The following is a 24,617-nucleotide window of genomic DNA, read 5'->3' as shown; positions in this document are numbered from 1 at the left end:
CATCTTATATGCGAAAACAATCGCAGAACACGCTCGACGAAAAAACAAAAAGAGAAAAATAAAATAATAAACTAACAAAATGCAAAACAAAGGAATTGTCATTGCAACCGGCGTCCTCCTGACGCTCGTCTGCATCTTCTACTTGTCATTCCCTATCGCCACGCATTACTACGACGAGCAGGCTGCCAAGTTGAAGGATCCCATCGCCCAGCAGGACTACAAGGATTCTGTGAAGTATTTGGGCGTCTACAGCTACCAAAAATGTCTTGAGACTCAGATCGGTCTCGGTCTGGACTTGAAAGGCGGTATGAACGTTATCCTCGAGGTCAGCGTGCCTGATGTCGTTGAAAACCTTGCCGACCACAAAACCGACATGGCTTTTGTCAAGTCCATGAAAGACGCACGTGCCGAGCAGGAGCGTACGCAGGGCGACTTCGTCAGCCTCTTTATCGACGCTTATCATAAAAATGCCCCCGGACATCACCTCGCTGAGGTCTTCGCTACACAGGAACTCCAGGGCAAGGTCTCACCGACCAGCTCCGATGCTGACGTGGAGAAGGTCATCCGCGAAGAGGTAAACTCTGCCATCGACAACTCCTTCAATGTCGTCAGAACACGTATCGACCAGTTCGGTGTCGTACAGCCCAACATCCAGAAAGTACAGGGTGCTGAAGGGCGTATCATGGTTGAGATGCCAGGTATCCGCGAGCCCGAGCGTATGCGCAAACTCTTGCAGGGTAGCGCCAACCTGGAGTTCTGGGAGACCTACAACGCACAGGAGATCGCTCCTTACCTCCAGCAGCTCGACAGCCGCCTGGCCAATGGTGGCAACGAGAGCGACACTGCCAAGGCTGAAAAGAGCGACAACACCAAGAAAGCCGTGGCCAAGAAACCCGCTACCACACAGGCTAAGCCTAAGTTCAAACTCAACAACGCCAAGAAGACCAGCGTACAGACCACTCCCGACGCTCAGCTCGCCGAGGCTAAGAAGCTCCATCCACTGCTCGCCATGCTGCAGACTACCAACCAGGGTCTGAGCGTCGTCGGCTATGCAAGCGTTCGCGATACCGCTGCCATCAACCGCATCATCTACGGTGCTGTGGCCAAGCAGGTACTCCCCACCGACTTGAAACTGCTCTGGAGTGCTAAGCCTGCTGACGTAGGCGCCAAGAATATCTTCGAGCTCCACGCCCTGAAGGTCACAACGACCAATGGACGCGCTCCACTGGAAGGTGATGTCGTGACCGACGCTTCCGATCAGTTCAACAACATCACCGGTCAGCCTGAGGTCAGTATGACCATGAACTCTGACGGTGCACGCCGCTGGGCTGAGCTCACCAAAGCTAATGTGGGCAAGGCTATCGCCATCGTGCTCGATGGCGTCGTCTATTCTGCTCCTCGTGTCAACGGTGAGATCGACGGCGGACAGAGCTCTATCTCTGGTAACTTCACCATTGAGGATACTAAAGACCTGGCCAACACGTTGAAGTCAGGACGTATGCCTGCTCCTGCTCACATCGTGCAGGAAGAGGTCGTCGGTCCTACTTTGGGTGCACAGTCCATCCAGCAGGGTCTCATCTCCTTCGTCATTGCCTTCGTGCTGCTGATTGTCTTTATGCTGGCAATGTATAACATCATTCCCGGAAGCATCGCTGTTGGTGCTCTGCTCATCAACGTATTCTTCACACTGGGAATCCTCACCTCGTTCCAGGCAGCCTTGACAATGTCCGGTATCGCCGGTATGGTATTGTCACTCGGTACCGCAGTCGACGCCAATGTGCTGATCTATGAGCGTATCAAGGAAGAGCTGCGTGCCGGAAAGGGCATGAAGCAGGCCGTCAACGCCGGATACAGCAACGCCTTCTCCGCTATCTTCGACTCCAACCTTACTTCATTGATCACCGGTGTGATCCTCCTCCTTGTGGGTACAGGTCCTATCCGCGGCTTCGCAACAACTTGGATCATCGGTATCTGCTGCTCGTTCTTCAGTGCCGTGTACTTGACACGTCTGCTCTATGACTACAAGCTCAACCACGACAAGTGGATGCACTTGAAGTTCGACACCAAAGTCTCCAAGAACCTCATGCAGGGCACGAACTACAAGTTCATGCATATGTTTAAGGCCAGCTTCTCTGTTTACGCAGTGTTCATCATCATCAGCATCATCAGCTTCGCAGTACGCGGACTGAGCCTGGGCATTGACTTCACGGGTGGCCGCAACTATGTCGTCACACTCGACAAGTCTGTTCCTGTAGAGGATGTGCGCAACGTACTGAACAACGCTTTCGTCAACACCAGCGGTCCTAACGCCGGCAAGCCTGCTACGACAAACGTCATCGCTATCGGCACCGACGGCAAGACGATCCGTGTATCCACCAACTGGAACATCGACAGCAACAAGCCTACCGAGGACGACAAGGCTGAGACGATCCTCTACAACGCCTTGAAGAAGGGCGGCTTCGTCAGCCAGGCTAACGTCAACGCCTTCAAGAATCCTGATATCCGCCAGGGCGGCTCTATCATCAGTTCTTCTAAGGTCGGTCCGTCAGTCGCTAAGGACATCACGCGCAACGCCTTCATCAGTGTGGGTCTCGCCCTGTTCTTCATCTTCCTCTACATCTTGCTGCGCTTCCGCAACCTCGGCTTCTCCGTGGGTTCTATCGCCGCTCTTGCCATCGATACGACAATGGTTATCGGCCTCTACTCACTGTGCTACGGTTGGATTGGCTTCTCACTGGAAATCGACCAGACGTTTATCGGTGCCATCCTGACGGTGATCGGTTATGATATCAACGACTCTGTGGTGGTCTTCGACCGTATCCGTGAGAACCTGCGCAAGCATCCGAAGGGCAACAAGTACGATCTCTTCAACCTGAGTATCAACGAGACCTTGGCTCGTACCATCAACACCTCGGCCAGTACGCTCATCGTGCTGCTCGCCATCTTCATCCTTGGTGGTGAGTCCACACGCAGCTTCTCGTTCGCTATGATCATCGGTGTGTTTGTCGGTACGCTGAGCTCTATCTTCCTCGCATCGCCGATCGCTTACCTCATCCTCGGTAAGAAGGGCGAGAAAGACGCGAAAGAGGCTCTCGCCGAAGTACAGGCACAAGCATAACATCACAGGCACATGGCAAAGCCTTGAAGGCTTTGCCTCGTCCTGCCAACCATAAAAAATCCCCGCCAGGCAGTAGCTTGGCGGGGATTTTTTTTATTTTGTCAGTCGTTTATTGCTATTTCGTCAGTCGTTCATTGTTATTTTTCCATTCACTCTTTACAGGTCTTCCTGCATTCGTTGGTAGTATTGTTGTACGATGTCAAGCATGTCGGGCTCCAGATAAGAGCAGGCCTGCTCATAGAGCGTGTCGGGCACTTCATAGAAGGCCTCAGCGATGGATCCGGTAATCGCGGCCTTGGTGTCGGTGTCGCCACGCGTCATGACAGCATTGCGGATGGCTCCTTCAAAGCTGTTGCTGTCGAGGAAGCAACGGATCGCCCAAGGCACGGTCTCTTGACATGAGGAGTCGAAATGTCCCTCGGCACCAATCTTCATGATGTCGCTGAGCGGCGGCAGCACATAGCCAAAGTTATGCTTTACGGCACTCTCTATCTCTTCCTTGGTGATACGGCAGGTACGCAGCCAATAGATGAGCGTAGCCACGCACTGAGCGCCCCGTATGGCCTCCTTATGCAAATGGCTGCACTGTGCGCTTTTCTTGGCCTCGTCCATCACCTCGTGGTAATCGTCAAAGAGCCAGCCCACGGGACTCACACGCATGGCAGCACCGTTGCCCCATGAGTTATGGGGCTTGGGCTCGTCACTTCTCAGCCATTCGGCAAACATATTGCCGTATCCGCCTTTGGGATTGGGATAGCGGCGCCCCCAGTCGTGCAGGGCTTCGCTGTAGCTACGATGGTTGAGAATAGCGTCGGCCACGGCAACCGTCATGATCGAGTCGTCGGTATAGTCGCAGCAGGGCTTATCGAGAAACAGTTCAAAATTGTCTGTGGGTATCTCGTCAAATTCAAACCGCGACCCCACAATGTCACCAATGATTGCTCCCAGCATAGTCGTGTGTTTTAGTTATATAGTGGCAAAGATAACATAAAAAGCCAAAACAAGCAAAGAAACCCTTTGAATATTTCGGTTATCTGTTTGGATTCTCACACTTTTTACTTAAATTTGTGACAAAAATGAAATGATGGAATCTGAGCAAGACAAAGAAGCGCGGAAGACTGAGTTTGCTGTATTTGGTATAGAGAACTTGGCGGAGCGATTAAGGATGAGCGGCAGAGACATTGTAGCCGAACTCAACAAGACGGATGGGATAGAGCATTTTCTGTATCCCAGCTACGAGGCTTTGCACACGCAAGGCAAAGAATATATCGTCGACGAATTGCTCACTTATATCCGTCGTCATAACCCCAATTTTGGAAAGGAGGGAGGATTATGATCGTTTATCACGGCTCTACTGATGTCATCTCCAATCCTTTAGCGCATATAGGCCGCAACCATTTAGACTTTGGAAAAGGATTCTATGTCACAAACTTGCAACAGCAAGCGGTCTCCTGGGCAATGCGACCTGCCAACGATGGGAAAAAGAAATACCTCAATATTTACGATTTCAATTTAGATCAGGCCTTGCTTAGCGGTAAGTCCATTCTTACTTTCCAACAATACAATCGTGCCTGGCTGGACTTTGTCGTTTCCAATCGCAAAGGAGGAACAGAGTGGCAGAAATACGACATTATACAAGGAGGAATCGCTAATGACAGGGTCTTCAATACCGTAGAGCTCTATGCTGCTGACTTGATAACGGCGGAAGAAGCCTTGAAAAGACTCAGCTATCACCGGCCCAACAATCAGATTTGCATCACCAGCCAATCCGTCATTGACCAGTATCTCACCTATAAAGAATCCACAGAAATCAGTTCATTATGATCAAAGACAATCCCTATATCAACAAAACCATCCTGGAGATGAAGTTCGCACGTATCATCTCTTTACTTGCCCAGCGGCTGAACGTACCGGAAAGCAAGGCCCTGCGCATCTTTTACGAGACGCATGTCTACCAATATATGTGCGATTTGGAATATCATCTCCACAATATGAGCGATGCCTATTGTGTGGATGAGATCATGTTGGAACTTGAAAACGCATAAAACGAAAAAGTACTCTCACTGGGAATCGAACCCAGATCAAAGGTTTAGGAAACCTACGTTCTATCCATTGAACTATGAGAGCGACACGGTCCTATACACCTTTTATATATAGGGCTCTACCTTAACTATATATAGAACCACACCTTATTATATATAGTGCTCTGTTTCTGCACCGTCATCCGCTCATTGGGTGACTGGTGTATAAGACATTTGCAAAGATACGGGATTTCTTTCAGACCACCAAACGTTTGTGACGTCTTGTCGCTGTTTGGTGGTCTAAAAGCAGTCTCTTATTTTGTGCTGTTGAATTTCTCCTGCTGCTGACGGATCAGTTCAGCGTCTTCGAAATAGTCGATGCGCATGGCGCGGCGTACCTCGTCCATTGTTTTTGCAGCCACCTCACGGGCATCGTCAGAACCCTTCTTCAGGATGTCGAAGATAGCAGGGATGTCTTTCTCCAGCTCCATGCGGCGCTGACGGATCGGGTCGAGAATGCGGTTGAGTACATTGTTGAGCAGTTTCTTGCACTTCATGTCACCGATGCCGCCAGCCGTATAGGCAGCCTTCAGCTCATCAAGGTTCTTGAACTCTGGCCAGAAGTCGGCGAAGTCCTGATCTGTAGAGAAGGCATCGAGATAAGTGAAGACGGCATTGCCCTCCACATGACCGGGATCAGAGACATTGAGGTGGGTAGGATCGGTGTACATGCCCTTGACTTTCTTCCACACTGTGTCGGCGTCGTCGGAGAGATAGATACAGTTGCCGAGGCTCTTGCTCATCTTTTCCTTACCATCTGTACCGGGTAGACGGCGTGCGGTAGCGTTCTCAGGCAGCATGATCTGCGGCTCTACGAGCACGGGCGCATAGATCTGGTTGAAGCGGTTGACCAGTTCACGGGTGAGCTCCAACATTGGTTCCTGATCTTCGCCGGCCGGTACGGTGGTAGCCTTAAAGGCAGCAATGTCGGCAGCTTGTGAGACAGGATAGCAGAAGAAGCCAAGCGGGATGTTGGTATCGAAGTTGCGCATCTTGATCTCTGTCTTCACCGTTGGGTTGCGCTGCACGCGGCTCACGGTGACAATGTTCATCAGATAAGTGGTGAGCTCGGCGAGTTCAGGGATACGGCTCTGGATATAGAGCGTGCACTTCTTCGGATCGAGTCCCACAGAGAGATAGTCGAGAGCCACCTCTACGATGTTTTGCCGGATCTTCTCCGGGTTGTCGGCATTGTCGGTGAGTGCCTGCACGTCAGCCATAAAGACAAACATGCGGTCATAATCTCCTTCGTTTTGCAGCTGCACGCGACGGCGCAGGCTGCCCACATAGTGTCCCAGGTGGAGTTTGCCCGTTGGGCGGTCACCTGTCAGAATAATTTTTCCCATGTATGTAGTATTGTATGCTTACGTTATTGTTGTTGATTATTGATGCAAAGATAACAAAAAAGCTTCAGAAAGGTGCAGGGCTTTCACGTTTTTCACTTCCCCAAGCCCTTGAAAGTAGCATAGGGATGTTCAAAATCGAGGTAATAGAACAGATGCTGTCTTTGCTGCTCTTTAGGCGGTATGGTCATGTAGTCGCCATATTTGTTGCTCAGATAGTGGTCGTAGTCCTCTACCCCTTTGACAGTAGCATCCTCAAAATCATAGTCCGTGGGCTTGCCGAGGACTTCCTTTCTCATAGTGCCTTTGGAGCCATCGTCGTAGTCAGCCACGAGGTTGCAGGAGGCGAAAGGATATTGCCTCAGCAACTGTCTTATCTTGGCTTGGACGCCACCGAGCGTATAGAGCTTTCGGCAGAGCAACGGCACCCACGAGTTGGGACCATGTCCATGCTTATAAGGATCGCGGAAGAGAAGATACAGCACCCGCTTGTAGTATTCATAGCGTGCGAAGTGCAGCATGCGCCGGCACCATCCATTGGGCACGCCGTCGATGGGGAACACATCGATATAGATGCCACCCACGTAATCCATGTGCTTACGCTCAATGAGCGTTGTGGAGGCATCCTGAATCTTGGCGAAGGGCAGCGGATAGGAGCTGTCGTCTTCAGCGCAAATCATCTCCAGCGGTTCAGGGAGCCATTCCCGGCAGTGTGCAATCAGCCGGTCGTAGTCCTCGCGTGGCATCGCTATGTCGATGTCATCATCCCAAGGGATGAAGCCGTGGTGTCTCACGGCTCCAATCATCGTTCCCGCCCAAATATAATAGGTCAGTCCATGGGTCTGGCAGGTCTTGTCTACCAGTTCCAGCACCTTCAGGATACGCTTGTGCAATATCTTTATGTCATAGTTTGCCATTGTCTTCCTTAGCCTTGTCAAAGTCTTCTATGGTGTCGAGCTCGGTGGAATAGATGTCTGTGGTGTCGACCATGCGGAAAGCATGTCCCTGCGGTATGAGCCGTTCAAAGGCTTTTTCATAGAACACATTGCTGAGCCCTTCATCGACAATCATCTTGCGGAGTTCCCGAAACAGCGCTGTCGAGTACTCAGCAGAGAACTTCTCCACGCCCACCGACTCACCGTAGGCCTCAGCGGGGTTGCAGGTTTTGTTGATGGCCACGATGGTATGGTCGTTGTCCACAACCACCTTCATCTCCTCCTCGCCCAATGGATGCCGGTTGACGGAGAGCGCGGCGCCAGGCTGCGAGAGCATCACTGTGATGAGCTTGCTGTCGTAGAGCAGGTCGCTGTCGAGAAGCAGAAACTCACGCCCGTCGACCTCCGGCCGTGCGAGCCAAAGCGAATAGATATTGTTCGTGGTGGCGTAGTCCTTATTGTCGATGAATCTGAAAGCAGCGTCACCGCGTGCTATCTGTTCCTGATAATGGTCACGGATAAACCCTTCAATCATCTCACCTTTATAGCCCGTAACGACCACAAACATCCTGATGCCGTTTTCCATCAAGGCATCGAGCGACCTTTGTAGCAGGCTTTTCCCGCCCACTTCCAGCAGGCACTTCGGGCATCTGTCGGTGAGCGGTCTGAGGCGTGTGGCCATGCCGGCGGCTAAAATGACGGCAATCATAGCTGTTTGGCGATTTTAAGGATGGTGTCGCATACGGTGCGGTTCTGCTCTTTTCTTCCGAGCGTGATGCGCATGTGCTCGTTGATGTCGGGCTCGTTCATAAACTTCACCTTATAGCTTTCCTGGGCGAAAGCCTCCTGCAGACGTTCCTTGAGCACGATAGGATACTTGATGAGCACAAAGTTGGCTCCACTCTTGTAGACCTTGAAACCAGGCAGCGCGCCGAGCTCGGTCTCGTACATCGTGCGGGCCTCCTGCATCACCTGTGCTATTTGGCGGTAGTGCGCATCGCTCTTCAGTGCGGCAATGGCGAGTTCCTCTGACAGTCGGTCGTATCCCAGATACATATTGGCATATTTGCAGAAGCGCTCCATCTCCTTGCCCTTGCCCACAAAACCGAAGCCCATGCGCAGTCCGGGCAGGCCGTAGAACTTGGAGAGTGTGCGGCAGATGACAATATTATCGTGCTTTTCTGTCAGCGATTTGATATAGGACGAGTCAGTAGAGACAAAGGCTGCGTAAGCCTCATCGACCAGAATGACCGTATCCTCGGGCACCATCTCCACGAGGCGCTCCATCTCTTCGGCGGTCAGCGTGTTGCCCGTAGGATTGTTGGGCGATGCCACCAGGAGGATCTTAGGCTGATAACACTCTACCATTTCCTTGAGTCCGTCGAAGTCATACTTGAAGGTGTTGCCCTCCTCATAGACCGGATACTGGATTGTAGTGCCACAGACCTCAGATGCGATATTCTTGTAGTACCACCACGAGAACTTAGGAATGAGCATCGTCTTTGAGCCTCCTTCAGTAAGGAAAAAGTGCACAGCCTTCTTCAGCAGGTCTTCAGCGCCATATCCCAGTACGATTTGCTTCTCATCTATGTCATAAAGATGAGATAGAAATTCCGAGAAGATACTTTTCTTACCTTCGTCATAGATACGTGTGTAGAAGCAGAACTTCTTCAAATCAAAGTTCTTAAAGGTTTCCTTTACTGCGTCAGAAGGTTCAAAGTTAAACTCGTTTCTATCGAGATAATTCATACTATTGTTCATCTCTACTTGATTATATGATTTCTACAAATGATAATTATGCAAAATTACAAAATCTTTTTGACTTGCATTGTCGGTTGTATGACTTTCTTTTAAAAAAGGTACGATGCTATGGCACAAGCAACAAAGGCGATTCCGCACATTTGTCGGGTAAACTGACAAAAAACGGGCGCTGAGAATCGATCCTTTGCGAACAACATGCCTCTTGCTCCGATTTTCGCGAAAATAGCGCGGTTCTGTAATCATCTGATTAACAAAGACTTCCGAAAAACGAACATTTTCCGAGATTGTCAGAAAGCCTTTTTGATGAAAAATTCTCTAGAGAATTTTTGCTCAGAGTGCCTTTCTGACCTTGTCAAATCACCGTTTTCATCGCATGAAAGTACCGTTTTCTACCTTACATCTCACTGAAATGACGTTTTCACGACGGTTTTCCGTGTCTTCGAGCACCGCTTTTGCTTTTCAGCAGTCTTCTTCGCTCTCTGGAATGCAACAGAAAGTTGAAGGTATTTTGTCACAAAAAATAATATTTCACTTCCACTCCGTGAGTCGGCCTGCCGGCTGTTGGGTAACTCAGTCGGCATCTCCGTCTACCCAGGAAATATCTCTGCCCATCTCACTATTTATACTCGAGCATTTGGCAGTCTCACTGAAAATGTCTAATTTTGCAAGCATAATAATTTCTCGTTCTTGTTGGTAGTCAAATGCAAATGGAAGCGGAGCAGTCGTTCAGCTTCTTTGCAGGTATGCTTGTTTCAGACAACATAGAGAAAGTGCATCATCTTAGCTACAAAAAAGTGTCAAATATCTTCTTCTACAGTTTCGCTATAGGTCTATTCTTCTATTTGTCCAAAGCCATCCCCGTCATACACCAATATAAGGGAACTCTACCCTATCAGTACATATTACTGTTTATAAAGCTGCCCTTAGCCATCTGCTGTATACTTTTACCCTACTACTTTACGCAATTATCCCATTCTGGCATTTTGCACAAAGTAGGCAAATGTTCATTAGAACTATATTTGGTGCACATGGCCTTTTTGCCATACTTAAGTCAAGGCTTAAAAGGAATGTTATGGTTCACCCTTCTTACAGCACTGTTTACCATCATCTTTTATCTTCTCGACACCCGTGTCATACCTAAGTTGGTCCCTATCTCTGATCATTCTGCCAGCTGAGGATAAGAATGATCGCGGTACATAGAAATACCCAAGCAAAGAAAAGGTAAGGCCATATCAAAATAACTTATATCATACCTTGACTGGAAAAGCTCTGTCCATGTATGCGTAGTAAACATATTATATATGAACGTGACAGCTACTAACCCGAAAAGCACTATTGCAATATTGCGCTCCATCTTATAGTAACTGTTTTTCCATGTCAGTGATAAGTAGATAAGCAGACAGGCGATAATTACGACGACCATCAAACTACCTTGCCGTGTCTGTAACACAAAAGGATTGTATTGGAAAAAGAAAAGCATGCGTCCATTCCAAAAAACAAATGGCAGAAAAGTCACAACAAAGGTGACGAACACAACGACAGGCATCATCACTTTGATGTATGCTGGCTGCCGGAGATAGCTGTATAAAAAGTATACGGCAAAAGGTATTGCGGCAGACAATCGTGTACTTAGCATCAAACCAATTACCATACTTATTGGAAGCCAATGCTGTAGCAAGTATATTCTATGATAATAAATATAGTTGATGATAGCAGCTACCAACAGAAAATTACTCAAAAGATCACTCCTTACCATCACTTCATAGACAAAAGCCGGTGAGGAGAATAGTAGGGCTATCAGTTGAAGCAACTTTGCGGATGCAACATACCGATACACTGACGCAATATATAGAAAGAGACAGAAAAAAATGGATAGCCCCACATTACCCAACAAATAAAAAGGTATGTGAAAGCATTGCCAGAAAGGAAAGGGAGAACCATAGCCGCCTAAATGCGTACGGGCTGCATAAGGATAAATCCCATGAAAGAGGTTATTAAGAAAGTTGTGGATAGCTGACCATCTGTCTACTTGCAACTTATATGGATCGATGCTGCTTTGAGCGATCAATAGGATGGCACCTGCTATCACAGTAATGCACATGATCGTCTTCCTTGACGGATTGCGCCATTTCTTAAGGAAAACGATAAGTGCCATTACACCAACCATATAAACAGCAGTAGCCACTATCCCCATACCAACAGATATTCTACTGATATACTTCAATACAAATAGACTGTTGATCGCTAAATAAAGAAGCCACAGTGGCCAGCAACCTGTTATTTTGGAAAAAACTAATTGACGATAGCTATTTTGCATACTACTCCTTTCTGACCTTCGCTCGTTGCGACTTCCACCATATAGACGCCGCTGGCCACACGCTTGCCATCTCGGTTGATGCCATACCATTTATATTCTCCATTGCTGGCAGTGCCCTCGTTGACCAGCACGCCGTTGCTCGTGACGATCTTCACGCTGGCTCCATTCTCCAGTCCGGTGATGGTGATGGCACCGGTATAATCAGGCTTCACGGGATTGGGGTAAGCCCAGACGTTGTCTTTGGTCATGCCATTGCTGGAATCGCTGATGTTGCCAGTGTAAGAGCATAATCCCTGATCCGTGCCGATGAAGAGTTCGCCCGTAGCGTCGTTGATCGCCAAAGAGAGAATATTGTCAGACAGCAGCTGGCTGTTGGCTTTGGTGAAGTGAGCCAATGTCGTGATGTTGTCAGCAGCAATCAGATATAAGCCATTGCCGTTGGTACCGAACCACTTACGATTGTTCTTGTCCACCAATATAGCTCTGATGTCCACACCAGAGAGCAAATAGTCGGCGAAGTTAGTACCATCGTTGCGTGGTACCTTCACCTGATTGAGAATAGGATGAGCGGCAGTGATTTGATCAGGTTCCAACATAAACGGTCCTATGTTGGTGCCTATCCATATATTATTATCATCATCCTCTGTAATACAGTGGAAATAGCTGATGTTCAATGATGTTCCATCCTCATTAACAAAAGATCTATACGAGGTGAGAGTATTGTTACGTATATTATAATTGTAGAAACTCGGAGTCAAATAGCTGTCATTAATAAACCATAGCAATCCTCTTCTATCAAAAAAAGGATGACTTAAAAGAGCAAGCCCCTTTAAAGGAGCTTGAAAATATGAAGTCCATTTATTATCCGAATTGAGCTCTAAAATGTTTTGCTCATTGTTTAAGCAATTGATAACCCATAGATTATTATCGTTATCATATTGTAAAGCCTGAACTGAAACATAGTTTTTGTTATTGCCGAATGTGGATACTAAAGGACTATTATCATAAGTGTAGAGGTGCACAAACTTACCATTTCTAAATTCATATAATCCAGTTCTTGCTCCAGCAAATACATGATTAGGATCTTTTGGATCTATTTCAAGGCAACCTACATCTACATAAGCCACTCCAGTCTCTTGGCTTATATCGTCTTGATAGGCCATCCACTCTTTTCCATCATAAACTTGTATACAACCTTTCAAGTTCCTATCTTCCTCTACTCTATAGGCATCATTGCAGCTGTACAGTTTCCCGCCATACATCTTCAAAAATCCAAAGTAATTGTATTTCGGTCCACCGGGTTGCAGTGTCTTGACGAGAGCCTTGAGATCTTCCGATACCGTGCCGGGCTTAGCCGTGTATTCCCCCACGCGCGTCCAGTTGGCTTGGTCGAGGAGATTGTCGGACAGCCTGCCGCGGTAGAGTCCACGGGCAGCACTGGCGGCATAGAGATACCCGTCCTTGACATAGGCGTAGTTGACCGAGAAGCCCAGTCTGTAGGTGTTGGTGACCTCAGCATCGGCCACGTTGAGTGCCACGATGCCGAAGGCTGTAGAGAGATACGCCATGCTGCCGTTGACATCCACGCCGTTGACCGTCTTGGTGTCTGTGGTGGAATAGTTCTGATAGTCGGCTATGTTCACCACCTCACCGTTGGGCGCAAGCAAGTCGATGTTATAGTCGTCGTAGACGATAACCAGCCTTTTAGCCTTCTGCGACCATCCGATGTGAGTGATGCCACAGTCGCTGAGTCCCAAAGTTTTGTCGTATGTTGTCAGGCTTTGGTCGCTTCGGTCGTAGCGATAAAGGCCTCCCGAGGCCAGCACATAGATGGTCTTTCCCTCGCCCTCCACGATTTCGGTAGGGTCGTAGTAGCTCAGATAGGCTTTCCACTGAGCATGGAGCAGGAGTGGAAAGAACAGGATGAAAAGAAGCAGGCGATACTTGCTCATGGTGGAATCGATTGAAGGGCGTTAAAGACAGACTCTATAGAAGCTATAGAGACTATAGAAGCTATAGAAACTATAGCCTCTATCTCTTCTATAAAAAACTATTATAGCATCTCGCTTTTCAGATGCACGGCGAGCTGCTCGACGGCTTTAGCGCGATGCGAGATGGTGTTTTTGATCTCCTCGCCCAGCTCGGCGAAGCTCTTGTCATAGCCGTCGGGGATGAAGAGCGGGTCATAGCCAAAGCCCTCGGTGCCGTGTTTCTCGGTAGCGATGCGTCCGCGCACCTCACCCTCGAACTGATATTCGCGGCTGCACACCGGGTTGTCGCCCTCCATGGTGATCAGCGAGATGACCGTGCGGAAGCGCGCTTGGCGGTTGTCCTTACCGTCGAGCTCTCGCAGGAGTTTCGCCATGTTGGCCTCACTGTCGTGGTCTGTGCCTTCGGCATAGCGGGCAGAGTGCACGCCCGGCGCACCGCCGAGAGCCTCCACTTCCAGTCCCGTGTCGTCGGCGAAGCAGTTGAGATGATAGTGGTCAAAGATATACTCAGCCTTCTGATGGGCATTTTCCTCAAGTGTGTTGCCAGTCTCGGGAATGTCCTCATGGCATCCAATGTCACTGAGAGAGACGATCTCAAAGTCAGGACCGAGGATTTCACGTATCTCGCGCAGCTTATGCTGGTTGTTGGTAGCAAAAACGATTTTCATGCTTTATCTGTTTGGTTGTTATCCGTCTGGCCATTTTCGGCAGGCGGAATGTCGAAAAGATTCTGTTTATTCTTGAGTTTCTTAGGCACATTGACCTTGATTCTGTCGAAGCCCTCACCATACACACCGATGACCGAGCTCTGGCTGACGAAAGCCTGCGGGTCGATCATCTTGATGAGTCGGAAGATGGCGACGCTCTCGTTTTTCTTGGCAAGGATACAGAGCACCTTCATGTCCTGCCCCGTGTACCATCCGTGTCCGTCGAGGATCGTCACGCCGTGCTCCATCTGCGTGCCGATGGCGTTGGCGATCTCCTGATATTTCTTTGAGAAGATCATGAACTGTACACTCTGCCGCTGGATGTTCATCACATGATCGAGCATGAAGTTCTCCACCACCATGGTACAGAAACCAAACACCACCTTGTGGGCGCGGTCGAGAAAGTCGCCGAATTGCGGGAAGAAGAAGCAGGAGCCGATGATACAGAAGTCCACTGCCATGAGCACCTGGCCCAGCGACACGTCGCGATATTTATTGACGCAGGCGGCAATGATGTCTGTTCCGCCCGTCGACCCGTTATTGAGGAAGACGATTGCCAAGGCCGATCCTGTGAAGCAGCAACCGATGAGCAGCGACATGAAATCCTGTCCCGGTCCGAGAATCTTGACATAGTGCCCCGCAGCATCCATCGGCATGAGCACCTGTGCGAACTTCAAGAGGAAGTACAGCGTGAAGATAGCATAGATCGTCTTCATCAGAAACTTCCATCCAAGAATCTTCAGCGCCACGACAAGCAGGGCGAGGTTGATGATCATGTAGGTGTTCTCAATCTTAAACCCCGTAGCGTAGTAGATGATAGCCGACATACCAGTCACGCCGCCCGTGACGATCTCGTAGGGCAGGAGAAAGATGGTGAAGGCGGCAGCATACAAGACGAGGCCAAGGGTTATGCCTACATAATCCTTAGCCTCGTTGTATATGATACGATGATCAATGGTCATAGACTATTTGATAACGATATTGATAATCTTCTTGGGCACGACGATGACCTTGACGATCTGCTTGCCATCGAGATACTTCTTGCTGCGCTCGTCGTCGAGGGTAGCCTGCTGGATATCGTCTTTAGAGGCATCGGCGGGGAACATCTTCTGATAGCGTGCCTTGCCGTTGAAGCTGACCGTCATCTGCAACTCATTGTCCTGCAGGTAAGCCTCGTTCCATTTGGGCCACTGTGCGTCGCATACCGAACCCTTCTCGCCCAGCTGATGCCACAGTTCCTCAGCGATATGGGGAGCGAAGGGAGCGATGAGGATGACCACGTCGCGAAGCATTTCACGGTTGTGACACTTCTGCTGACCGAGCTCGCTAACACAGATCATGAAGGCAGAGATGCTCGTGTTGTAGGAGAAAGCCTCGATGTCGCCGGTCACCTTCTTGATGAGCTTGTGCACACTCTTCAAGCTGTCCTTCGAAGGCTCGGCGTCGTCGATGAGCCATTTGTCGGTGCGGTTCTCCCAGAACAGGCTCCAAAGCTTCTTCAGGAAACGGAAGCAGCCGTCGATGCCATTGGTGTCCCAAGGCTTGCTGGCCTCAACCGGACCGAGGAACATCTCGTAGAGACGGAGCGTATCGGCACCGTAGTCACGCACAATGTCGTCGGGGTTTACCACATTATACATTGACTTGGACATCTTCTCAATGGCCCAGCCGCAGACATATTTACCGTCTTCAAGGATGAACTCGGCATTTTTGTACTCAGGGCTCCACTGCTTGAAGGCCTCTATGTCGAGGATATCGTTCTTCACGAGGTTGACCCATACGTGGATCGGGGTTACTTCCTTGTAGTTCTTGCGCAGGTTGTAGCTGACGAACACCGGTTTGTCGGCGGTGCTAAGCTCGCCCACACGATAGACAAAGTTGCTTCGTCCCTGGATCATGCCTTGGTTGATGAGCTTCTGGAACGGCTCTTCCTCACAGCTCACGCCGTAGTCATGGAGGAACTTATTCCAGAAACGGCTGTAGATCAAGTGGCCGGTGGCGTGCTCCGTGCCGCCCACATAGAGGTCGACATGGCGCCAGTATTCGTCAGCCTTCTTCGAGACGAGCTCCTCATCGTTGTGGGGATCCATGTAGCGGAGGTAGTAAGCGCTGCTGCCGGCAAAGCCCGGCATGGTGTAGAGGTCAAGCGGGAAGACAGTCTTCTGGTCGATCTTGGCATTCTCCACCACCTGTTTGTTTACGGTATCCCATGCCCATTTCTTAGCACGGCCCAAAGGTGGCTCACCGCTCTCGGTAGGTTTATACTCTGAGATCTCGGGCAACTCGATAGGCAGGCACTCTTCGGGCACCATGCGAGGGATGCCATTGTCGTAATAGACAGGGAAAGGCTCACCCCAATAGCGCTGGCGAGAGAAGATGGCGTCACGCAGACGGTAGTTGACCTTCACGCGTCCGATACCCTTCTCGGTGACGAATTTCTTCGTAGCGGCAATGGCTTCCTTCACGGTCAGACCGTTGAGCGAGAAGCCGTCGAGGCCCTGCTTGCCCTGTTGCGGCGAGTTGGTGACGATGCCCTCCTTGGCGTCGAAGCTCTCCTCCGACACGTCGGCACCCTCGATGAGCGGGATGATGGGCAAATTGAAGTGCTTGGCGAAGGCATAGTCGCGGCTGTCGTGAGCCGGCACGGCCATGATGGCACCCGTACCATATCCGGCAAGCACATACTCCGAGACCCAGATAGGAATGGCATCGCCCGTAAGCGGGTTGATGGCGTAAGAGCCTGTAAACACACCCGTGACCTTGCGGTCGGACATACGCTCCAGCTCGGTGCGCTTCTTGACATAGTCGATATATTTGTCCACCTCGGCTTTCTGCTCCTCAGTAGTCACCTGGCTGACATAGTCAGACTCGGGGGCGAGTACCATAAACGTCACGCCGAACATGGTGTCGGCACGGGTGGTGAAGATCGTGAACTTCACGTCGGAGTCCTTCACCCGGAACTCTACCTCAGTACCTTCCGAGCGTCCGATCCAGTTTTTCTGCGTTTCCTTGATAGAGTCGCTCCACTGGATGGTATCAAGACCGTCGAGCAAACGCTGGGCGTAAGCGGAGACACGCAGGCACCACTGGCTCATCTTCTTCTGCACCACGGGGAAGCCACCGCGCACGCTGACGCCCTCTACTACCTCGTCGTTGGCCAGTACGGTGCCCAGTCCGGCGCACCAGTTGACCATGGTCTCACCCTTGTAGGCGATACGGTAGTTCATCAGTGCGTCGCTCTTCTGCTTGTCGTCCATGGCATTCCACTCTTCAGCGGTGAAGCTGACGGTGTCGTCGCCCTGCGCCACGTTGAGTCCTTCCGTACCCTGCTTCTCGAGATGCGCGATAAGCTTGTCGATGGGCTGTGCCTTTTTCAGGTCGTTGTCGTAGTAAGAGTTGAACATCTTCTCGAAAGCCCACTGTGTCCAGTGATAGTAATGCGGATCGCAGGTGCGCACCTCACGGTCCCAGTCAAAGCAGAAGCCGATCTTGTCGAGCTGCTCGCGGTAGCGGTTGATGTTCTGCTCGGTGGTGATGGCTGGGTGCTGACCGGTTTTGATGGCATACTGCTCGGCGGGCAGTCCGTAAGCGTCATATCCCATAGGATTGAGAACATTGAAGCCGTTGAGCCGCTTATAGCGGGCGTAGATGTCGCTGGCAATGTATCCCAACGGATGACCTACATGCAGTCCCGCGCCGGAAGGGTAAGGGAACATGTTGAGCACGTAGTATTTCGGACGGTTAGGGTCCTCTGTGACTTTGTAGGTCTGATGGTCGACCCACTCTTTCTGCCACTTTTTCTCAATCTCTCTGAAATTGTAGTCCATGTGTATATTATATCTTGTTTATTGTTTCTTTGGCTTACACCTTATTATAAATAGGGCATACTACATGCAAAGTTACACAAATCAATCCACAAAACAAAATCAAAGGTGCAAAATGTGAGGCAGGAGCAAGAAATGAGAAAAACCGCAGGTTGTCTATGACAAAATAGGATACTGATAAACAACCACTTATCCTTTGGTATAGATTTTATCTATGATGCGATAGACGTTGTCTGTTGCCATCATCAAGGAATATCCATAACTTTGCATCAGAAAACAAGAAAACACTTCACAACATCACAAACAAAAGAGTTTTTTCTCACAACAACACAACACAAAATAAATAAAAAACAAGAGATTATGGAAACGATCATCAATCAGCACGCACCCGAGTTCACCGTTCAGGCCTTCCAAAACGGCAGTTTCAAAACCGTCAGCAACAAGGACATCGAAGGCAAGTGGGCTCTGTTCTTCTTCTATCCTGCCGACTTCACCTTTGTATGCCCTACCGAGCTGGAGGACCTTCAGAGCAAATACGATGAGCTCAAGGCCATGGGCGTAGAAGTCTTCTCGGTGAGCACCGACAGCCATTTCGTCCACAAGGCATGGCACGACACCTCTGACCGCATTGCCAAATTGCAGTATGCCATGCTCGCTGACCCGCTCGCTGTGCTCTCCCGTGGCTTCGGCGTATACAAGGAGGATGAGGGCGTGGCTTACCGTGGCACCTTCCTCGTCAACCCAGAAGGACTGATCAAACTGGCTGAGATTCAGGACAACAGCATCGGCCGCAACGCCGACGAACTCGTCCGCAAGGTGCAGGCCGCACAGTATGTAGCTTCGCACAACGGTGAGGTTTGCCCCGCCAAGTGGCACGAGGGTGCTGAGACGCTCAAGCCCAGCATCGACCTCGTAGGCAAGCTCTAAGGAGCACCACTGCTTTTTAGCAAAACATTACGACTGCACGAAGTGCACAACTCTCTAATTCCTACAATTTCAACTTATGCTCGATCTTAATGTTATCACTCAAGTGAAAAGCGTACTGGCTCATCTCAGTGCTCATTTCACATTTGTCGTAGAGCGCGACGACAGCGATGCCGACGCCACTCATTTCAGTCAATTTGTAGAGGATGTGGCTTCGTGCAGTTCACATATCACTGTAGAATACCGCAGCGGCAAGGCGTTTCGCTTCTACATTCTTCGCGACGGCCAGGAAACGGGCATCGCGTTCCGGGGCATCCCCAACGGACATGAGTTCACCTCGCTGTTGCTGGCACTGCTCAACGCTGACGGACAGGGGCGCAATCTGCCCGACGACCGTCTGCGCCAACGCATCGCGTCGCTGCGAGGCAACATCCGACTGACAACCTACGTATCGCTGACGTGTACCAACTGTCCCGACGTGGTGCAAGCTCTCAACGTCATGGCACTGCTCAATCCGAATGTCTCTCACGAGATGGTCGACGGGGCACTTGCGCAGCAGGAAGTCAACGAGCTCAACATCCAGGCGGTGCCCGCAGTGTATGTCAACGGTGATTTGCTACATGTGGGTCGCGGTGAGCTCGGCACACTGCTCGACGAACTGGAGGACCATCTCGGCACCGACAGCAGCGCAGCACACGAGGCTGTGGAGCGTCGCTACGATATTGTGGTACTCGGCGGTGGTCCGGCAGGAGCAGCCGCAGCCATCTATGCTGCCCGAAAAGGGCAGAGAGTCGCCGTCGTGGCCCAGCGCATTGGCGGTCAGGTCAACGACACGACGGGCATCGAGAACATCATCTCTGTGCCAAAGACTACCGGCGCGCAGTTGGCCGCCGACCTCTCCAAACACTTGGAGGCTTATCCCATAGACACATACACCAACCGCAGGATCACACGTGTGGACTTTTCAGAAAAGGACAAACGGGTAGAGGTGAGAGGAGGAGAATCATTCATCGCCCCGCGTGTGATCATTGCCACGGGTGCCGGATGGCGCCGTTTGGGACTGACAGGTGAGGACAAACTCATTGGTCACGGCATTCATTTCTGCCCTCACTGCGACGGGCCTTTCTACAAAGGCAAGCACGTGGCAGTCATCGGCGGCGGAAACAGTGGCGTGGAAGCGGCCATCGACCTGGCCGGAATCTGCGATCATGTGACTGTGCTGGAGTTTGGCTCTCAGATGCGCGCCGACAAGGTGTTGCAGCAAAAGCTGCGCGCACTGCACAATGTCGACATCCATTTCCGCAGTCAGACCGTCGGCCTCTCGGAGCAGAACGGACGCCTCAACGGCATCGACGTGCGTGATCTCGACAAGGACGAGATGCGGCACATCAGTCTCGACGGCGTATTTGTGCAGATAGGCCTACAGCCCAACAGCGACATCTTTAAAGGTCATGTCAATCTCACCCCGCGCGGTGAGATCATCATCGACGACCGCAACCGCACGTCGGCGGCAGGCGTATATGCGGCAGGCGACGTGTCGACCGTGCCATTCAAGCAGATCATGATTGCCATGGGCGAAGGAGCCAAGGCTGCCCTCGCCGCCTTTGAGGACAGCCTCTATCAGAATTAAAGGGGACACCCCCCTACAACGAGGACTGCCTCTATCAGAAAGTGTAGTTTTTAGTTCGGTTTTATAACGCAGAAGGACGGAGTCGCCTGACCGTGATTCCGTCCTTTTTTCCTGCCACATAGACAAAAGGACCATTGCCGTCGTGCATGAGTTTGTCGACAAAGAGCGGCTCGTGGCTCAGAAACAAAGAGCAAAAGAAGGTGTCACCCACGCTGAGCTTGGTGTTCTGAGCCTCCACGACGCGGAAGCGTCCGCCGCCAAGATGCTCTATCCGACAAAGGCGGTTGGGCAGCCAGCTGAGCTCCAGCAGGTCGCCGACAGCGAGATCCTCACACGAGACTTTGTCGCAGAGGGTGATGTCGCTCTGCACATCGGCATGCTCATTATCGACTTTGAAGGCCTCGTAGTCGCGGTAGCCCAGAAAGCGCGCAAGTACGTCAAGGGTGTAGGAGCGTGGCGAGGAAGCACTGTCGATATATCCCCACAAGCGCTTCAAGGTAGAAGGGCTGACCATTTCCTCGGTTTTGAAAAAGATCTGCTGGCTGAGCTTGTCGAAATCCTTGGGCGAGTCATAGTGCTGGCCCGTGACTTCTTCGATGCGTTGGATGAGTATTTTTTCTTTCATATTAGGGCTGTGTTGTTGTTTCGTAAGCTTGTTTTCTATTCCGCCCCATGGTCCTTCATGCACAGACTTGCTATTCCACAGACCGATGGAGCTATACAAAAATACAAATATTGCCCGAAATAAACCCTATATTTCCTATTTTTTTTATTTCTGATAATGCATTATCAGACAGCCATCGACTTTTATTAACATCAAAGCTTATTACAAAACTTGTTCATCTCGGACTTGCAATCTAGAGAAACCATCAAGAGAGGATGAAGAAAAAAATGGGGAAAAACACTCAGATTTGAAGCCTCTCACTATCATCTCACTGATTTCACCTTGTCATCTCACTGATTTTACCTTGTCATCTCACTGATTTTACCATGAGAAATCAGTGAGATGACAGCATGAAAAAGGTACTTTGACAGAGATTTCCATCATTTTTTCAATGCCAAAATTGCACTAAGAATTCATCAAAAACCGTCTATGAGTGTAGTTCGTTAATTATCAGACAGTTACAAAAATATTCCAAAATTCGCGTTTTTCTGGGCAAAGTATGGTTTGCTTCAGAAAATCGCCTGTATGAGGGCGGAAAATTGTCAGTTTATCCAACAAAAAATTGCTTTCAAACTTCGACGAACTTTCTTGGTCGTGTAGTGTGCAAGGCATCGAACATAGCTGGCTTCAAATCACTCTACCTTTTCGACAAGTTGGTATCTCTCGTATTTCTTATCGAGTACCACCAGCTTCATGGGCTGTATGGAATAAGCCAGTGAAGTGTCATTAACAGCAATATGCCATACCCAAATAAGGCACTTATCGCTGCTGCGCTTGATACGTCGGAGCGAGATATTGGTAAGATGGTTGGTGACGGGCAGTACTTTCGCTACGACAAAATGCTTGCTGAAGTCAATCTTTGTCGGCTCACCGCCCTTACCCATAAAGGCGGCCTCACCAAAATATTGCTCCAACTCTGCCTGGCTGCGGATGATCAGCAGGTCAGCGGGTTGCTTGGCATCGTTGCGAAAGAAATAGTTGCGGGCTTCACTATAGTTGACGGCACGGTTGCCGGTAGCACAGGACGCCGTGAACAAGCCTGAGGCAAGGAGAAGCATCAATGGACAGTGTCTCATGTCATTTCTGCTGCAAGAGCAGGTGTTTGGCAAATTCCCACACTACAATGCCCGCCGTGACGCTGACATTCAAACTGTGCTTGGTGCCGAACTGTGGTATTTCCAGACAGCCGTCGCTCATGTCCACCACACTTTGCAACACGCCTTTGACTTCATTGCCAAAGACGACAGCATAGCGCTGAGCTACGCCTTTCTCACGCTGTGTGGCCAGGGATTCTCTGAGATGCTGTAGCTTGGTACTGCCCTCCACCTGCTCGATGCTGTAGACAAAATAGCCCTCACGCTGGAGTTCGGCCACGGCATCCTCAGTGTTTTTGAAGTATTTCCAGTCGACACTATCCTCTCCGCCGAGTGCCGTCTTATGGATCTCGGCATTAGGCGGACAGGCGGTGATGCCGCAAAGATAGACGGCTTCCACACGAAAGGCGTCGCACGAGCGGAAGACAGAACCTACATTATAGAGCGACCGCACGTTGTCGAGCACAACCACCAGCGGCAGCTTCTTGGCTTCCTTAAACTCTTCCACCGTGAGGCGGTGCATCTCTATGGTTCTGAGCTTATGCATTTTCCTTCATGTTATACGCCAGCGCATACGCCTTGATCTGCTTCACCATAGCCAACAGACCATTGGAGCGGGTGGGAGAAAGATGATCGCGCAGACCGATCTTGTCGATGAAATAAAGGTCGGCGTCGAGAATCTCTTTCGGCGTGTGGCCGCTGATCACCTGAATGAGCAGGGCGATGATGCCCTTGACGATGAGCGCATCGCTGTCAGCGGTGAACACCAGCTTGCCGTCGACAAAGTCGCATTGCAGCCACACACGGCTCTGGCAACCGTCGATGAGGTTTTGCTCAGTCTTGTATTTCTCATCGAGCGGCTTGAGCTCATTGCCCAGGTCGATGAGCATCTGATATTTATCCATCCAGTCGTCGAAGTCGCTGAACTCCTCCACGACTTCGTCCTGCAGTTCATTAATCGTCTTCATATTCTACTTTCTCCAACTTAAAGAATTTATCGTTTGGTCTGACCTTTCCCTTCACGGGGATGGAGACCAGCCATCCCTGCTCGGCCCGTCTGACAGGCTTGAGGTCGTAGCGGATCTCGGTACAGTCAAGATACATCGCGCCGGTGGTGTTGCCGGTGATGAGCAACTTGTCGCCTACTTCAAAGGGAGCAGCCTCAACGGCAATCTCCGCCACGTTGAGTTTCGAGAAATATTTCGTCACCTTGCCCACGAGACGCTTGCGCTCCGTGGCGAGCGAGCCGTAGTGCTTGTTCCACTCGCCCATCGTCTGTCCTTGGTAATAGCCGTCCCAGAATCCGCGGTTGAAGACAGTGGCGAGCCGCTCGTCCCATGCGTCCTTCTTCTCTTCGGTAAACGTGCCGTCGAGCACCGCTTTCAGAGCCTCTTTATAGCAGGTCACCACGGTATAGACATATTCTGGTCCACGCGCACGTCCCTCGATTTTGAAGACACGCACACCGGCCTTCATCATCTTGTCGAGGAAGCGGATGGTCTTCAGATCCTTGGGACTCATCACGTATTTGTTGTCGATCTCAAGCTGATTGCCCGTCTCGGCATCGGTGACGATATAAGAGCGACGGCAGATCTGCACGCACTGGCCACGGTTGGCGGAGCGGTCGGCAGCGGCCAGACTCATGTAGCACTTGCCCGAGACAGCCATGCACAAGGCACCATGGCAGAACATCTCTATGCGCACCGGCTTGCCGGCAGGGCCGCAGATCTGTTGCCGCTCTATCTCATCGTGGATGTGGCTCACCTGCTTCATGTTCAGCTCTCGGGCGAGCACGCTGACGTCGGCAAACTGAGCATAGAACTTCAGTGCCTCCACATTGCTGATGTTGAGCTGAGTGGAGAGGTGCACCTCCATGCCTACTTGGCGGCAATAGACCATCACGGCGACATCGGAGGCGATGACAGCCGAAATGCCGGCCTCACGGGCTGCGTCGATGATGGTGTGCATCGTGGCCATGTCCTCGTCATAGATGATGGTGTTGACGGTGAGATAGGTCTTCACGCCATGCTCGTTGCAGATGCGCGCGATGTCGTGAAGATCGCTGATGTCGAAATGATTGGCACTGTGCGACCGCATGTTCAGCTGTCCGATACCAAAGTATACGGAGTCGGCGCCGGCCTGCAAAGCCGCAGCGAGTGACTCACGTGAGCCCACGGGGGCCATGATCTCAAAATCCTCTATTTTAGCATTCATAGTGCAAAGGTAAT

General features: G+C 50.6%; 21 protein-coding genes and 1 tRNA gene. 6 read left to right on the top strand and 16 right to left on the bottom strand.

Going from position 1 to position 24,617, the window contains the following annotated elements:
- Positions 1 to 79 precede the first annotated feature (79 nt).
- On the top strand, positions 80 to 3,118 hold the full coding sequence (gene secDF, locus FYJ73_RS02320) for a protein translocase subunit SecDF (protein WP_154533099.1): 3,039 nt from the start codon (positions 80 to 82) through the stop codon (positions 3,116 to 3,118).
- A gap of 156 nt (positions 3,119 to 3,274) precedes the next feature.
- Here the strand turns inward: secDF and FYJ73_RS02315 are convergent, their stop codons facing one another.
- Complete coding sequence (locus FYJ73_RS02315) at positions 3,275 to 4,069, bottom strand: ADP-ribosylglycohydrolase family protein (RefSeq protein ID WP_154533098.1); 795 nt, start codon at positions 4,067 to 4,069, stop codon at positions 3,275 to 3,277.
- A 130-nt stretch (positions 4,070 to 4,199) separates the two neighbouring features.
- On the opposite strand from FYJ73_RS02315, the gene FYJ73_RS02310 reads away from it, so the two are divergent.
- Genes FYJ73_RS02310 through FYJ73_RS02300 form a run of 3 tightly spaced genes read left to right on the top strand, consistent with a single transcriptional unit; the run spans position 4,200 to position 5,163 of the window.
- On the top strand, positions 4,200 to 4,454 hold the full coding sequence (locus tag FYJ73_RS02310; RefSeq protein ID WP_154533096.1) for a DUF3791 domain-containing protein: 255 nt from the start codon (positions 4,200 to 4,202) through the stop codon (positions 4,452 to 4,454).
- Positions 4,451 to 4,942, top strand: a complete 492-nt coding sequence (locus FYJ73_RS02305; protein WP_154533095.1) for a DUF3990 domain-containing protein — start codon at positions 4,451 to 4,453, stop codon at positions 4,940 to 4,942. Before FYJ73_RS02310 ends, FYJ73_RS02305 begins: the two co-directional genes overlap by 4 nt.
- Positions 4,939 to 5,163, top strand: coding sequence for a DUF3791 domain-containing protein (locus FYJ73_RS02300; protein WP_154533094.1), 225 nt, complete (start codon positions 4,939 to 4,941; stop codon positions 5,161 to 5,163). Before FYJ73_RS02305 ends, FYJ73_RS02300 begins: the two co-directional genes overlap by 4 nt.
- A gap of 10 nt (positions 5,164 to 5,173) precedes the next feature.
- Here the strand turns inward: FYJ73_RS02300 and FYJ73_RS02295 are convergent.
- The 10 genes from FYJ73_RS02295 to leuS all read right to left on the bottom strand — a co-directional run bounded on the left by FYJ73_RS02295 (position 5,174) and on the right by leuS (position 18,080).
- Positions 5,174 to 5,245, bottom strand: a tRNA-Arg gene (locus FYJ73_RS02295).
- Between the two features lie 208 nt (positions 5,246 to 5,453).
- Positions 5,454 to 6,545, bottom strand: a complete 1,092-nt coding sequence (gene trpS, locus FYJ73_RS02290) for a tryptophan--tRNA ligase (RefSeq protein WP_154533093.1) — start codon at positions 6,543 to 6,545, stop codon at positions 5,454 to 5,456.
- A gap of 92 nt (positions 6,546 to 6,637) precedes the next feature.
- Positions 6,638 to 7,459, bottom strand: coding sequence for a LicD family protein (locus FYJ73_RS02285; RefSeq protein WP_154533092.1), 822 nt, complete (start codon positions 7,457 to 7,459; stop codon positions 6,638 to 6,640).
- Positions 7,446 to 8,186 (bottom strand): phosphocholine cytidylyltransferase family protein, encoded by a 741-nt coding sequence (locus FYJ73_RS02280; RefSeq protein ID WP_154533091.1) that lies wholly within the window; start codon positions 8,184 to 8,186, stop codon positions 7,446 to 7,448. The genes FYJ73_RS02285 and FYJ73_RS02280 overlap by 14 nt, the downstream gene beginning before the upstream one ends.
- Positions 8,183 to 9,226, bottom strand: coding sequence for a pyridoxal phosphate-dependent aminotransferase (locus tag FYJ73_RS02275; protein WP_154533090.1), 1,044 nt, complete (start codon positions 9,224 to 9,226; stop codon positions 8,183 to 8,185). Before FYJ73_RS02275 ends, FYJ73_RS02280 begins: the two co-directional genes overlap by 4 nt.
- 1,171 nt (positions 9,227 to 10,397) lie before the next feature.
- Positions 10,398 to 11,555: a hypothetical protein gene (locus FYJ73_RS02270; protein ID WP_154533089.1), complete on the bottom strand. Its 1,158-nt coding sequence runs from the start codon at positions 11,553 to 11,555 to the stop codon at positions 10,398 to 10,400.
- Entirely contained in the window at positions 11,531 to 13,507 is a 1,977-nt protein-coding gene (gene porZ / locus FYJ73_RS02265; RefSeq protein WP_154533088.1) for a type IX secretion system anionic LPS delivery protein PorZ, read from the bottom strand. The genes FYJ73_RS02270 and porZ overlap by 25 nt, the downstream gene beginning before the upstream one ends.
- A gap of 101 nt (positions 13,508 to 13,608) precedes the next feature.
- On the bottom strand, positions 13,609 to 14,214 hold the full coding sequence (locus FYJ73_RS02260) for a non-canonical purine NTP diphosphatase (RefSeq protein ID WP_154533087.1): 606 nt from the start codon (positions 14,212 to 14,214) through the stop codon (positions 13,609 to 13,611).
- Positions 14,211 to 15,215: a YitT family protein gene (locus FYJ73_RS02255; protein WP_154533086.1), complete on the bottom strand. Its 1,005-nt coding sequence runs from the start codon at positions 15,213 to 15,215 to the stop codon at positions 14,211 to 14,213. The genes FYJ73_RS02260 and FYJ73_RS02255 overlap by 4 nt, the downstream gene beginning before the upstream one ends.
- 3 nt (positions 15,216 to 15,218) lie before the next feature.
- Positions 15,219 to 18,080, bottom strand: coding sequence for a leucine--tRNA ligase (gene leuS, locus FYJ73_RS02250; protein WP_154533085.1), 2,862 nt, complete (start codon positions 18,078 to 18,080; stop codon positions 15,219 to 15,221).
- 357 nt (positions 18,081 to 18,437) lie between these two features.
- Here leuS and ahpC point away from each other — a divergent pair, with 357 nt between their 5' ends.
- Both ahpC and ahpF read left to right on the top strand, forming a co-directional pair.
- Positions 18,438 to 19,004 (top strand): alkyl hydroperoxide reductase subunit C, encoded by a 567-nt coding sequence (ahpC, locus tag FYJ73_RS02245; protein ID WP_154533084.1) that lies wholly within the window; start codon positions 18,438 to 18,440, stop codon positions 19,002 to 19,004.
- Positions 19,005 to 19,080: 76 nt separating this feature from the next.
- The gene (gene ahpF, locus FYJ73_RS02240; RefSeq protein ID WP_154533083.1) at positions 19,081 to 20,631 is read left to right on the top strand and encodes an alkyl hydroperoxide reductase subunit F; all 1,551 of its coding nucleotides are present in this window, start codon (positions 19,081 to 19,083) and stop codon (positions 20,629 to 20,631) included.
- Between the two features lie 61 nt (positions 20,632 to 20,692).
- On the opposite strand, the gene FYJ73_RS02235 is transcribed toward ahpF, so the two are convergent.
- The 5 genes from FYJ73_RS02235 to FYJ73_RS02215 form a co-directional block, all read right to left on the bottom strand.
- Positions 20,693 to 21,256 (bottom strand): hypothetical protein, encoded by a 564-nt coding sequence (locus FYJ73_RS02235; protein WP_154533082.1) that lies wholly within the window; start codon positions 21,254 to 21,256, stop codon positions 20,693 to 20,695.
- Positions 21,257 to 21,927: 671 nt separating this feature from the next.
- A complete protein-coding gene (locus FYJ73_RS02230) occupies positions 21,928 to 22,371 on the bottom strand; it encodes a hypothetical protein (protein WP_154533081.1) in 444 nt (147 codons plus the stop codon).
- A gap of 1 nt (position 22,372) precedes the next feature.
- Positions 22,373 to 22,936 (bottom strand): RNA methyltransferase, encoded by a 564-nt coding sequence (locus FYJ73_RS02225; RefSeq protein WP_154533080.1) that lies wholly within the window; start codon positions 22,934 to 22,936, stop codon positions 22,373 to 22,375.
- Positions 22,929 to 23,357 carry a SufE family protein gene (locus FYJ73_RS02220; RefSeq protein WP_154533079.1) on the bottom strand — a complete coding sequence of 143 codons (429 nt, stop codon included), beginning with the start codon at positions 23,355 to 23,357 and terminating at the stop codon, positions 22,929 to 22,931. The genes FYJ73_RS02225 and FYJ73_RS02220 overlap by 8 nt, the downstream gene beginning before the upstream one ends.
- Positions 23,344 to 24,603: a peptidase U32 family protein gene (locus tag FYJ73_RS02215; RefSeq protein ID WP_154533078.1), complete on the bottom strand. Its 1,260-nt coding sequence runs from the start codon at positions 24,601 to 24,603 to the stop codon at positions 23,344 to 23,346. The genes FYJ73_RS02220 and FYJ73_RS02215 overlap by 14 nt, the downstream gene beginning before the upstream one ends.
- Positions 24,604 to 24,617: the final 14 nt, after the last annotated feature.

This window comes from Hallella mizrahii, from assembly GCF_009695775.1.
GTDB classification, from domain to species: Bacteria; Bacteroidota; Bacteroidia; order Bacteroidales; family Bacteroidaceae; genus Prevotella; species Prevotella mizrahii.
The sequence above is the reverse complement of the archived record's forward strand: the minus strand, read 5'-3'. Positions and strand labels throughout refer to the sequence as shown.

Excerpts from the sequence above, each read along its gene's own strand:
- secDF (WP_154533099.1), top strand. The coding sequence starts at position 80 with ATGCAAAACAAAGGAATTGTCATTGCAACCGGCGTCCTCCTGACGCTC.
- FYJ73_RS02315 (WP_154533098.1), bottom strand. The coding sequence starts at position 4,069 with ATGCTGGGAGCAATCATTGGTGACATTGTGGGGTCGCGGTTTGAATTT.
- FYJ73_RS02310 (WP_154533096.1), top strand. The coding sequence starts at position 4,200 with ATGATGGAATCTGAGCAAGACAAAGAAGCGCGGAAGACTGAGTTTGCT.
- FYJ73_RS02305 (WP_154533095.1), top strand. The coding sequence starts at position 4,451 with ATGATCGTTTATCACGGCTCTACTGATGTCATCTCCAATCCTTTAGCG.
- FYJ73_RS02300 (WP_154533094.1), top strand. The coding sequence starts at position 4,939 with ATGATCAAAGACAATCCCTATATCAACAAAACCATCCTGGAGATGAAG.
- trpS (WP_154533093.1), bottom strand. The coding sequence starts at position 6,545 with ATGGGAAAAATTATTCTGACAGGTGACCGCCCAACGGGCAAACTCCAC.
- FYJ73_RS02285 (WP_154533092.1), bottom strand. The coding sequence starts at position 7,459 with ATGGCAAACTATGACATAAAGATATTGCACAAGCGTATCCTGAAGGTG.
- FYJ73_RS02280 (WP_154533091.1), bottom strand. The coding sequence starts at position 8,186 with ATGATTGCCGTCATTTTAGCCGCCGGCATGGCCACACGCCTCAGACCG.
- FYJ73_RS02275 (WP_154533090.1), bottom strand. The coding sequence starts at position 9,226 with ATGAATTATCTCGATAGAAACGAGTTTAACTTTGAACCTTCTGACGCA.
- FYJ73_RS02270 (WP_154533089.1), bottom strand. The coding sequence starts at position 11,555 with ATGCAAAATAGCTATCGTCAATTAGTTTTTTCCAAAATAACAGGTTGC.
- porZ (WP_154533088.1), bottom strand. The coding sequence starts at position 13,507 with ATGAGCAAGTATCGCCTGCTTCTTTTCATCCTGTTCTTTCCACTCCTG.
- FYJ73_RS02260 (WP_154533087.1), bottom strand. The coding sequence starts at position 14,214 with ATGAAAATCGTTTTTGCTACCAACAACCAGCATAAGCTGCGCGAGATA.
- FYJ73_RS02255 (WP_154533086.1), bottom strand. The coding sequence starts at position 15,215 with ATGACCATTGATCATCGTATCATATACAACGAGGCTAAGGATTATGTA.
- leuS (WP_154533085.1), bottom strand. The coding sequence starts at position 18,080 with ATGGACTACAATTTCAGAGAGATTGAGAAAAAGTGGCAGAAAGAGTGG.
- ahpC (WP_154533084.1), top strand. The coding sequence starts at position 18,438 with ATGGAAACGATCATCAATCAGCACGCACCCGAGTTCACCGTTCAGGCC.
- ahpF (WP_154533083.1), top strand. The coding sequence starts at position 19,081 with ATGCTCGATCTTAATGTTATCACTCAAGTGAAAAGCGTACTGGCTCAT.
- FYJ73_RS02235 (WP_154533082.1), bottom strand. The coding sequence starts at position 21,256 with ATGAAAGAAAAAATACTCATCCAACGCATCGAAGAAGTCACGGGCCAG.
- FYJ73_RS02230 (WP_154533081.1), bottom strand. The coding sequence starts at position 22,371 with ATGAGACACTGTCCATTGATGCTTCTCCTTGCCTCAGGCTTGTTCACG.
- FYJ73_RS02225 (WP_154533080.1), bottom strand. The coding sequence starts at position 22,936 with ATGCATAAGCTCAGAACCATAGAGATGCACCGCCTCACGGTGGAAGAG.
- FYJ73_RS02220 (WP_154533079.1), bottom strand. The coding sequence starts at position 23,357 with ATGAAGACGATTAATGAACTGCAGGACGAAGTCGTGGAGGAGTTCAGC.
- FYJ73_RS02215 (WP_154533078.1), bottom strand. The coding sequence starts at position 24,603 with ATGAATGCTAAAATAGAGGATTTTGAGATCATGGCCCCCGTGGGCTCA.